11 protein-coding genes are annotated in these 10,754 nt (G+C 53.8%); 3 read left to right on the forward strand and 8 right to left on the reverse strand.

Translation table 11 applies throughout. The features are described 5' to 3' along the window. The first annotated feature begins 182 nt into the window (after positions 1–182). Entirely contained in the window at positions 183–1,538 is a 1,356-nt protein-coding gene (locus tag LQZ21_RS14385) for a sigma-54-dependent transcriptional regulator (protein ID WP_411045262.1), read from the forward strand. Positions 1,539–1,652: 114 nt separating this feature from the next. Further along, entirely contained in the window at positions 1,653–2,927 is a 1,275-nt protein-coding gene (gene murA / locus LQZ21_RS14390; RefSeq protein ID WP_411045264.1) for a UDP-N-acetylglucosamine 1-carboxyvinyltransferase, read from the forward strand. A gap of 45 nt (positions 2,928–2,972) precedes the next feature. Here the strand turns inward: murA and LQZ21_RS14395 are convergent, their stop codons facing one another. The 6 genes from LQZ21_RS14395 to LQZ21_RS14420 all read right to left on the reverse strand — a co-directional run bounded on the left by LQZ21_RS14395 (position 2,973) and on the right by LQZ21_RS14420 (position 8,648). Beyond that, positions 2,973–4,751, reverse strand: a complete 1,779-nt coding sequence (locus tag LQZ21_RS14395) for a hypothetical protein (protein ID WP_411045266.1) — start codon at positions 4,749–4,751, stop codon at positions 2,973–2,975. Continuing rightward, on the reverse strand, positions 4,741–5,655 hold the full coding sequence (locus tag LQZ21_RS14400) for a hypothetical protein (protein ID WP_411045268.1): 915 nt from the start codon (positions 5,653–5,655) through the stop codon (positions 4,741–4,743). The genes LQZ21_RS14395 and LQZ21_RS14400 overlap by 11 nt, the downstream gene beginning before the upstream one ends. A 381-nt stretch (positions 5,656–6,036) precedes the next feature. Continuing rightward, positions 6,037–6,732, reverse strand: coding sequence for a PspA/IM30 family protein (locus LQZ21_RS14405; protein ID WP_411045270.1), 696 nt, complete (start codon positions 6,730–6,732; stop codon positions 6,037–6,039). Positions 6,733–6,768: 36 nt separating this feature from the next. After that, positions 6,769–7,149 carry a YbjN domain-containing protein gene (locus LQZ21_RS14410; RefSeq protein ID WP_411045272.1) on the reverse strand — a complete coding sequence of 127 codons (381 nt, stop codon included), beginning with the start codon at positions 7,147–7,149 and terminating at the stop codon, positions 6,769–6,771. Positions 7,150–7,187: 38 nt separating this feature from the next. Then, positions 7,188–7,736, reverse strand: a complete 549-nt coding sequence (locus tag LQZ21_RS14415; RefSeq protein WP_411045274.1) for an STAS domain-containing protein — start codon at positions 7,734–7,736, stop codon at positions 7,188–7,190. A 183-nt stretch (positions 7,737–7,919) separates the two neighbouring features. Then, a complete protein-coding gene (locus tag LQZ21_RS14420; RefSeq protein ID WP_411045276.1) occupies positions 7,920–8,648 on the reverse strand; it encodes an SDR family NAD(P)-dependent oxidoreductase in 729 nt (242 codons plus the stop codon). Between the two features lie 37 nt (positions 8,649–8,685). On the opposite strand from LQZ21_RS14420, the gene LQZ21_RS14425 reads away from it, so the two are divergent. After that, the gene (locus tag LQZ21_RS14425) at positions 8,686–9,399 is read left to right on the forward strand and encodes an RNA methyltransferase (RefSeq protein WP_411045278.1); all 714 of its coding nucleotides are present in this window, start codon (positions 8,686–8,688) and stop codon (positions 9,397–9,399) included. Positions 9,400–9,910: 511 nt separating this feature from the next. Here the strand turns inward: LQZ21_RS14425 and LQZ21_RS14430 are convergent. Together LQZ21_RS14430 and LQZ21_RS14435 are read right to left on the reverse strand one after the other, a co-directional pair. Next, positions 9,911–10,372, reverse strand: a complete 462-nt coding sequence (locus LQZ21_RS14430) for a PBECR3 domain-containing polyvalent protein (protein ID WP_411045279.1) — start codon at positions 10,370–10,372, stop codon at positions 9,911–9,913. 179 nt (positions 10,373–10,551) lie between these two features. Next, positions 10,552–10,754 (reverse strand): hypothetical protein (locus LQZ21_RS14435; protein ID WP_411045280.1); only part of this gene is annotated, 203 nt, incomplete at its 5' end.

Below are 10,754 nucleotides of genomic sequence, written 5' to 3' on the forward strand. Positions count from 1 at the left end.
TCGGCGGTACTGGAAGGGTTTTCACTCACCTTAAGCGATATTTTTTCAAACCTTGCGTAGGTTGTTTAACGGATACATTACGAATGAAAGCCCCGCTTTCAAATGAAACTTCGTGAGGGTTCGTGGTTAAATTCCATTAGTTCCTATTTACTATCGTCAGCCCCCTCTTTATTATCTATACTATGCGGGTTTTGATAGTGGACGATGAACGGCATATCCGGGATTCCTTTAAAAAGTACCTGGGCTTGGAACATATCGATGCCGAGGGTGCGGAGACCGGGGAAGCCGCCCTGGAAGCCCTGGAACGGGAACCCTTTGACGCGGTGGTCCTGGACCTCAAACTGCCGGGGATAAGCGGCCAGGAAGTGCTGGATCGGATGCTGCGGCGGGGCCTCTCTCCGCCGGTGATCATGATCTCCGCCCACGGTCAAATCGCCGACGCCGTGGCCGCCCTCAAGGCCGGGGCCCGGGACTACCTGGTCAAACCCTTTGATCCCGCAGAGCTGGTCATCAAACTCCGGGGCCTGGTGGAGGACAAACGCCGGGAAAATCTGGTGGAAGCGGGGAAGCGTACCGGGGCAGGGGAGACCGCCCTGATAGGCGAGACCGAAGTGATGCGGGCCCTCTCCGCCCAAATCGACAAGATCGCCGGCTCCAATGTTACGGTCCTTATATCCGGTGAAAGCGGTACGGGCAAGGAGGTGGCCGCCCGGGAGATCCACCGCCGCAGCCCCCTGGCCGCGGAACCCTTTGTGGCGGTGAACATCGGGGGCATCCATGAGGGGCTTATGGAAAGCGAACTTTTCGGCCACGAAAAGGGGGCCTTTACCGGAGCCATGGCCCGAAAGCCGGGGCTTTTTGAACTTGCCGGCCGGGGGTGTTTGTTCCTGGACGAAATCGGGGAAATGCCCCTGTCCCTCCAGGTAAAACTCCTGCGGGTACTCCAGGAGCGGAAGATCCGGCGCCTCGGGGGGACCGGCGATATTCCGGTCAACGCCCGGATCATCTCCGCCACCAACCGGGATGTGGAAGCCCTGGTGCGGGAAGGCCGCTTCCGGGAAGACCTCTACTACCGGCTCAACGTGTTTAGACTCACCCTGCCCCCCCTGCGGGAACGGTCCGCCGATATCCCCCTCTTGGCAAGGAACCTTCTGGGCAAACTCGCCACCCGGATGGGAAAGCCCCCCCATACCCTGGGGGCCGGCGCGGAGGAAAAACTCTCTTCCTATTCCTTCCCCGGCAATGTCCGGGAATTGGAAAATGTCCTGGAACGGGCCCTCATCTTCTGCGAGGGCAACGAAATCCGGGGACAGGACATCGACCTGCACCGGGAAACCCCTTCCGCCGCGCCCCCTTTGTCCCCCAAAACCGGGACCGCGGATCCTCCCCAATCCCTGGAGAAACTGGAGAAGGAGGCAATCATCGCCGCCCTGGCCCGTTCCGGGGGAAACCGGACCCGGGCAGCGGAGGAACTGGGGGTATCCAGGAAAACCATCCTCAACAAGATCAAGGCCTATGGAGTAGGCCGTAACCGCTAAAAATTGACAAAGCGGAAAGTAAACAAGAAAAACAAAATAGGAAAAATGGAGCCTTCCCTTTTAGTATAAGCAGCCTACTAGACGCGGCGGCCTCCCCCTCGGTAGAGTTGGGATATGAATCAATATTGCATCGAAGGGGGATTTCCCATCAAGGGAACTATCCGGGCCAGTGGAAATAAAAACGCCGCCCTGCCCTGTATCGCCGCGACACTGTTGACCGATGAACCGGTAATTTTAAAAAATATACCCGATATTGAAGATGTGCAGGTAATGCTGGACGTATACCGGGCCTTTGGCGGATCAGTGGAAACCCTCGGGCCCAACACCTATAAGCTCTTGCTTCGGGATATCAAAATATCGGAGGTTCCCCTGGAATATGCCCGGAAGATCCGGGCCTCCATTTTGTTCGCCGGTCCCCTTCTGGCAAGGACGGGGATGGTGATTCTGCCCCCTCCCGGTGGGGATGTTATCGGCCGCCGGCGCCTGGACACCCACTTTCTGGCCCTGACCGAACTCGGCGCGGAGGTGGAGATCGACGGGACTTTTATCTTCCGGGCGCCGGTCCTTACCGGTGCGGATATTTTTTTGGATGAAGCCTCGGTAACCGCCACGGAAAACGCCGTTATGGCGGCGGTATTGGCCCGGGGGGAAACCATCCTCACCAACGCCGCCAGCGAGCCCCATGTGCAGGACCTCTGCCGTATGCTCAAGACCATGGGGGCGGACATCACCGGGATAGGTTCCAATATTCTAACCATTCGGGGGGTTCCCAAGCTTTCGGGCTGTGAATTTGAAATCGGCGTTGATTTTATGGAGGTAGGGTCCTTTATCGGCCTGGCCGCGGTCACCCGGGGGGAACTTTTCATCGAAGGTCCCGTTGTTCGGGACCTCAGACCTGCCAAGACCGCCTTTGGCAAATTGGGGATAGTCTGGGAACATGAGGGAAGGGTGCTGCACATTCCGGCGAATCAGGATATGAAGATAAACTGCGACTTGGGGGGGATGATCCCCAAGATAGACGATGCCCCCTGGCCCGGTTTTCCGCCGGATCTAACCAGTATCGTCACCGTGGTAGCCACCCAGGTAGCGGGGACGGTCCTCATCCACGAAAAGATGTTTGAATCCCGGATGTTTTTTGTGGATAAGCTTATTGATATGGGCGCCCGGATCGTCCTCTGCGATCCCCACCGGGCGGTTGTCTCCGGCCCCACGAGCCTGACCGGATCGGAATTGACCAGTCCGGACATCCGGGCCGGCATGGCCATGGTCCTTGCCGCGATGTGTGCCCGGGGAAACAGCGTCATCCGCAATGTCTATCAAATTGAACGGGGGTATGAAAAATTGGTTTCCCGGCTCACGTCTTTGGGGGCCCACATAATTTCCCGATAATGCCGGCTGTTGCCCTTCGTCCACCCACCCCGGAATATTCACCCATTAATTATGTTGGGCGGCCAGCAGCATCAGGGCAATAATAAAAAAGACCAGGCTTCCGGCGATCAAACAAACCGCGGCCAGGGGAAAACCCAGGGTGAGGATCATCCCGATATCCAGGGTAGTGAAAATATGCCGGTAGGCATCCACAATAATACTATTAAACACCATGGGGAGGATAAACAGCATAGGTAACACTAAATAACGGGGCTGTTTTTTCGCCCGGAACCGCCACCCGATGATGAGTACCAGGATCGTCATGGGGAGCAGAATAACCGGTTCGGAGATCCGGCGGAGGATCTCCGCTTCAAAAACCTGGGGAATATACCCGTAATCCTCAAGGCCCTTTGCGGCGTTTAAAAGATCCTGAAGGAAAAGACTCCCCACTCCCCGGCGGACCCTGGTCATGAGGAGAAATTCCTCAATTCCTATATTGAATACTATTTCGTCGTTTCCCAGGTCCGACGGTTGTTCTTTGGTCCAAACCGGCCCCCACTGTAAATTCTTATCCTGCCGATCCAGGGCGCGCAGCAGGAATACCAGCCGCTGTTCCCCCTGCACCCGCAGGGGCAGGATCTTCACATAGGGCGCTTCCATCGAATAGGAAAGCTCCCCCGCCGCGGTAAAGGCCAGGATCTCAAGCCCAATGCCATAGGCAAAATCAGGAAAAACCGAGAGGGAAGACATCCGCATCACCACCCGTCCCCTTCCCCGGTCGGGAAAGGAAAAGACCGCCCCGATCAGCATATCCCCGATGGTTAATTCCAATTCATCGGTAAAAAAGGCGATCCCCGCGATTCCTTGTTCGCATTGGGTAAGAAAATTAGGTATATCCGGGTCCGCCGGGGTAAGGCCGGATAGTTCTTTGAAGATATAATAGCCCCGAATCCAGTCCCCGGAAACCATTGCCTCGTAGCCGTCCCGCTTTAAATGGTAATGGGCATACCCCTCGGTCTCCCGGACATTGGGCATCATGGTACTTACCTCATTCCAGGCCGAACTTGCCAGAACCGCGGCCCGGGTCATTTCGGTACTGCCCGCCTTGGCAAGCCGGCCCGCTAAGGTGGCAAGCCAATGGGCGTCGTAATACCGTTTTTCCGCCAGGGCGGTTTCCGCCAGGGCCAGGGCCTCCGCCGCATCTACCGGGGTCCGCATCCCCGGGCTTCTCCCGGGGCGTGCTTCCTGGCTATCCTGAATAGCATAACGTTCCTCCGCCCGGGCCTCGGAGGCGGAAATCCGGTATCCGTCAAAACCAATGGCAATTTCCCCTTTCAGGGAAGCGGTTTCGGGGCTTTCCGGCCATATCCGTTCACAAAGGGTCATAAATTGGTCCGCTTCGGGCCATTCTTCCTTTGCCGCATGCTCCATCGCCCGGTTCTTGGCGATCCTGAATAGCTGACCCTGAAAGCGCATGGTTGCCTCATAATCCCGAACCACCGGAAAAATCAGGAAATACAGAAGACCGTAGATCACCACGGCGCTGATGGCGGTAATAATGGGGGCCTTCATCATATCCAGAAAGTAGGGGGAATATTTTGAAAGCTTAATATGGCCGTAATTCTTTATACCAAAGGGTATAATCAGGGCGGAAAAAGCAAGGGCCGGGAACAAATTGATGCTATTGAGGATCCCGCCGATAAGCCACCAGCGGGCGGCAAAGATCCGCAGGGGCGAGGGTTCCGGGGGAAAGAAAAACTGAAAGGCCATGATCAGGACCAGGGAGGCCAAAATATAGATGATAAAAATACCGGTCACCGAAAAAAGCTTCTCCTTAATTTTCATCCGGCGTCCTCCGGCCCCAGGCAAAAAATGATAAAAGGCTATAGAGGATGAGGAGCAGCCCGATTACGACAAAAATCAGGGGACTTATAAGAAATTCCGGCAGCCGGTTTTTTAAAAAAGCATGAATGCCCCCCTGGATTTCCCGGGAATTAAGAAAACTCTCAAAGACCAGGGTGCCCCGGAAGGCCAGGGCCCCAAAAAACAAGTTTGCCAGGGGCCAGGAACTCAAATGCAGCACAAAATCCAGCGAAACCAGCAGGAAGATCAACGCGCCCACATAGGCGGCAAAGGGGACCAGTCCCTCCTGAAGCCGGGTGCGAAATTGCCCGGCGGTAAGGGTCATATCAATAAGCAACGCTTTAAACGAAAGGGGATCTTCCTGGTGAAAAAGGATCGGGGGCAGGTCCAGGATGGTGTTCCCCGGTCCCCGGGGGACTTCCTGATATATCAGGGGCCGGCCCGGTATGGATACCACCCGGGGACCGTCCTTTTTGGCGGGATCCTCCAAAAGGACTATCACCGTGTCGGCCTCGGATAACAAAAGCCCCGGTTTGCCCAGGGTTGCAGGGCCTTTTTCCGGGCCCGTTCCGATACTCTCCGGCAGCCGGGAAAGGCCCAGGGATATAGCCCAGGTAAAACCCAGGGCAAGGATAAATGAGACCAGCCGGGTTATAATTACCGGAATCCGCCGCCGGGCGGCATAACTAAGGGAAAGTAACAGGGCGCTATACAAGCCTATGGACAGGGAAATCCAGCCGGCGGAGATAAATTGGGGCAGTAAGGTCCCGGAATCGGCGGGAACAAACTGCACCGCGGTATCCCAGGCCAAAAAGCATCGAATTGTTGCCGTACATAGAAACACCACCGTAAAACAGCAGCAAAAAAAGAGTACAAACTGCGCCATCTTTTTCACTTCTTTAGCCTAACATGAGAAAACCGTGATTGCAAGCGGACCCGGTTTCAAAATTCTGGTCCTGGGGTATAGGATTCCGGTGCCGTCCAGGATAGTAACAAGTTATCCACAGGTTAATACTTTAGTATTTTATGTAACATTATAATACCTACATAATTAATTACCCGTATTTACGGCAAAAAAGTGATTAATCATAGAATTTAAAAGCCTTATTTCGTTATAGTATAAGGAATTAAAAAATATAATTTTTTGCGCCGACCCCCTGTCCCCAGGCTCTGTATAAAAACAGATACAGAGCGGGGGGTGTCCCGGTCTTATAAACATTTTATCCACAACTAATTAACAGCAGGGGAATTTCGTCAAAGCTCCTTTCTATCCGGATTTTTCCGGGATAGCTTTCATTTTTTCCTTTAATTCAAGGAGCAGTATATCCGCGGAGCTGTCGGATTTTTCCAGTTCCGCAAACCGTTTCTCCAAGTCCGAGTTAGCGGAAAAATCCTCCAGTTCCTTTGACGCCTCAGCCTGGGCTTCCATCTGATCCACCTTCTGGGCCATGCGGTCAAAGGCGTCAAAGGCGGTCCGGTTGCCGGAAACACTGGAAATGGTATTTTGAATTTTCTGCTGCGCCTCCGCCCGTTTTGCCCGGGCAATGAGGAGGTTCTTTTTCCGCTGGGCCTCTTCAATCTTATTCTGAAGCTCCCGTAAGGATGTTTTGAGCTGCCCCACGGAATTCCGTTGAGCCTCCCATTGTTTTTTATATTCCCCAAAAGCGTTATCGTATTCCTGTTTCCGCAGCAGGGCTTCCTTGGCAAGATCATCCTTACCGGCCTGTACGGCCAGCATGGCCTTCCGCTCCCATTCCCCGGCCTGGGCTTCCTGATTCTGCATCTCCCGCTCAAGTTTTTTTTCATCGGCAATGGCCAGGGCAACGGCCTTTTTGGACTCGATCAACTGCTCGTTCATCTCAATAAGGAGCTGATTGAGCATTTTTTCCGGTTTTTCGGCTTTACTTATAACATCATTAACATTTGAGGCGACCAGCGTTTTTAGGCGTGAAAAAATCCCCATTTTTTTGACCTCCTGTGGAGCGGCAAAGGAATATCCCTATGCCCTAAAGGGTGAAAGAATAGGATAATGCTGGGTTAAGGCCAACCCAAAGGCATCCAGGGTAGCCCTAAATTCCGTAAAATCCATACCGGCATATTCCAGCGTATCAATCAAAATAACCTTATTTTCTTCCAGGGCGTATGCCCCGTGGAGTATATCCTGTGCGTTTAATTCAAGCAATTTGGTAAACAATTCAAGCCGCCTTTCCTGGGGAGCCTCCATTACCGTTATCTGAAAAACAACCAGGGGATCGTCATAGACAATCACCGCCGCTTCCAGGCCGTGTTCCGCGTCATCCAGCAGCCACATATTTTTACCGATTTCCCGATAACTAACCATCAGATCAATAAGGTACTGCTCAATCTTGTTTAACGCCATAACCTATCCCTCCATGAGTTGTCATCCGGGTCCCTGGATCAGCCTAAAAATACCTGCCCCGCGTTATCGATGGCAAGTATGGTTTTGCATTCGGAACAGCGAAAACGGCCCGCCTTGACCGCCTTTAATTTTTTAGAACAAATCGGGCACGCAAATATTTTAGGAAAAAGCGCGGTGGGGTCCGCCGATCCCCGGCGGAAAAAACCAATCGCATCATCCAAATTATCTTTAATATTAAAAAATTGGGAAAATCCCAGGAGTTGAAATACCTCATACACCTTGGACTGAATTTCTACCAGAACCAGATCCCCCCCCCGGGGCTTTACGGATTTAAGGAAAGAGGTAAAGGATCCGATCCCGGTGGAAGACACATAATTAAGTCCGCCGCAATGAAAGATCAGTTTGATGAAACCGCTATCCACCGCCCGGGCGATCCGTTTTTGAAAATAATGAGAATTATAGGTGTCTATGTATCCCACCAGGGATAAGATAAGACACCCTTCAATACCATCTACCTTTTGCAGGTTTATTTTAAGGCTTTCATCCTTTTCATCATCAAATCCATGAACAATTTCATTATTCGTCATGACGTACCCTTCATCTAATTATCTTCTCCAAAACACAACCTATGTACCATAGAAGCATTAAAATAGCAATACCTTCCACAATCCTATACTATACTAGTATTTTAGAAGGAATTTGTCAAATTAACAACCCCACCGCAGGCGATCGGGGGATATATCCTTCCCAAGGAATTAAAAAGCCGCCGGTTATAGCTTTAACCCCCGATCAATGGGAATTATTGCCCCATTTACCTGGGGATGCTCCAAAATTCGTACCGCCATATCGGCGATTTCATCGGAATTCAGGGGAATTCCCCCGGGACTCCGCTCCCGGTTGTAGTTCTCCGCCACCCCGGCGGTGTATTCCGTATCCGTAAGGCCCGGACACACCACATTACAGCTGACTCCATAGGCTCCGGCGGTGAGGGCCACGGATTTTGCCACCACCCCCAGGGCGGTTTTTGCCGCCGAATAGGCCGCGGTAGTGGCAAATCCCCGGATAACATCGGTATTGGTACCCCCAAAAAGGAGGATCCTCCCCCATTTTTTGTCGATCATGTCCCCCAATACCGAGGAGATCAGGATGCCCGGCAGGGTTAAGTTGTTTACCGTTAAGAAAATCCAGTCCTGGGCCGTGAGCCGCTCCACCGGAGCCCGTTTATAGGGTCCCCAGGCGCAGATCAGGATGTCCGGCGGCGGAAGACGGGTCAGAATTTCAGCGGCGCTTTCCGGAAGGCCCGCGTCATAGAGAAAGCCCTCGGCCTCGCCCCCGGCATCCCGGATGGCCCCCAGGGTCCCTTCCAGCCGTTCCCGGGAGCTGCCCCCCTGGACAAAAACCCGGGCGCCCCGGACCCCCAGCCTAATGGCCAGGGCCTTTCCTATGCCCCCGGTACCGCCTATGACCAGGGCCTGTTTCCCCGCAAAGATCCTTTCCATACTATTACTATACACTATTATCGGATAATATAAACCCATGGTTCTTTCGGATCTGATTTTCATTCTCTGCCGGCCCTCGGAACCGGGAAATACCGGGGCCGTATGCCGGGCATTAAAAAACATGGGCCTGTCCCGGCTGCGGCTGGTGGATCCGGCCCCCATGGACGAGGGGCTTGTCCGCTCCCGGGCGGTCCATGCCGGGGATGTTTGGGAGCAGGCCCAGGTGTTCGATACCCTGGAAGCCGCCGTAGAGGATTGTTCCCTGGTGATAGGGACCACCCGCCGCCGGGGGCGCCGCCGGAAATCAATCACCATGACCCCCCGGGAGGCGGCATCCTGCCTCCGGGACCGGCCGGGGCCTGCGGCATTGGTTTTCGGCAATGAGCGCACCGGCCTTGAGGACCGGGAACTTAATTTCTGTAACCTCGCCTCCCATATCCCCGCGGACGGGGCCTTTCCGTCCCTGAACCTTTCCCACGCGGTTCAGATCTACGCCTATGAACTTTTTATTGCCCTTGCTTCGGCCCGGGACGAGCCCCGGGGCCGCTGGGACCCCCTGGACCAGGTACGGATAAATGCCCTGGTTCACTCGGTGAGCGCTTCCCTGGAATCTCTGGGTTTTTACCGCCACCCCGGCCGGGAAGACCAGGAAGGGTTTCTCCGGGACATCTTTTCCCGGGCCGCCTTAAACGCCGGGGAGGCCCGGTATCTGGAGAACATCTTCTCAAAGATGGCACGGCTGGGACGTTAGCCTGCTGGGTCGGATATGACCGGGCCGGGGCGGAAATCCCCCCCGCAAACTACCTGTAGAGTCCGCGTCCACAGCCCGTAAACGGTCTGTTACCGCGGGGAATTCCAGAGACGTTTGCGGGGGGGATTTCCGCCCCGGCCCGGCCGTATTCGGCTAAGGGGCTAAGGTGCCATCCGCTAACAGGTGGGGGAAGAGACGGGGTTTGGGGCGCCGGGCTTCGCCGGCGCCGTGCCGCGGGGACAGAAGTTGACGGCGTTGCGGAAGGTGGGGGTGAACCGGGTATTGGTGGTATTCGGGCTAAGGGGTGGCTCGCGGGTTTTGAGGAGGGGGGGGCGCCGGGCTCCGCCGGCGCGGAGGGTAACCATGTGCCAACATTACCGGTTGACAGTTTGGTTTTTTTATACGATATTTAAAGTGTCCAGCAAAGGGGAGGAATTGGCCGCCTCCGGGTGATGTACCCTTTCGGGTTTCTGCCTAACCGCCGGGATAGCCTCCGACTGTCTGGACTTTTTTATGACTTTCCTCGTGTGAAGATTTTTGCTTCCTTAAGGTCCGTTTTATCATTTCGGGAAATATTCTTCAAAACTTCATTAAGTAATAGTGGTCTGGTAACTTTGTAGAAGGTACTACCCCGGAGAGCTTTGTTTCTACGGCTATTAAGAATTTGTTCGAAATAGAGATAGGTTACATTTGACTCTGTCTTTACATAGACAATGTATGTTGCTCCTTTGCGCTTTACACCAATAATCGCCATATCCGGCTTCTGAATAATGCTTGGTATTCGGGAAAAATCCTCATTTATGACGGTAGCGGTTCCATGTATTGCTGGGTCACCATGCCTATTGAGTACATGGTCTCTGAATTGGTTAGTAGTTTCATGGATAAATACGGAAAAATTGAGGCCAATAGCGGCTCCCGCTTCAATCAGCCATTGTTCTGGCTTGCCTATCTCTGTTCTGACAAAAGGTTGCACGGTTATTTATACCAGAATTCACATCCTCGGGAAAGGCTTGTTCCTTCACTCTACTCCCTCCCTTCCTCGCCTTCTGCTCATTTAATTGACTGCGTAGCGGTCTACCTTGTGGTAAATTTCTTAATTCCTTCTCTCCCCTCTTCGTTCGTGTAGTTCGTGGTTAAATTCTTAATTCGGTCCTACCGGGTCACCGCAAAAGCAGTCCACCCTCCAAGGGCCAGGATGAGGCCGGCGATAAAGCCGTATTTGTAGATGCGGGTTTGGCGTTTAAGGCTGGCTATCCGCAGTTCCACTCCGGTCCTGTAGGCTGCCCAGGATTGTTCCAAGCTCATCAAGGAGGTCTCGGCTTGCTTCAAGGCTGTCCTGAGCTCGTTCAATTCCT

Origin of the sequence: Treponema sp. TIM-1 (assembly GCF_046533115.1) — a bacterium.
In the GTDB taxonomy this organism is placed as follows: Bacteria; Spirochaetota; Spirochaetia; order Treponematales; family Breznakiellaceae; genus JAIRMO01.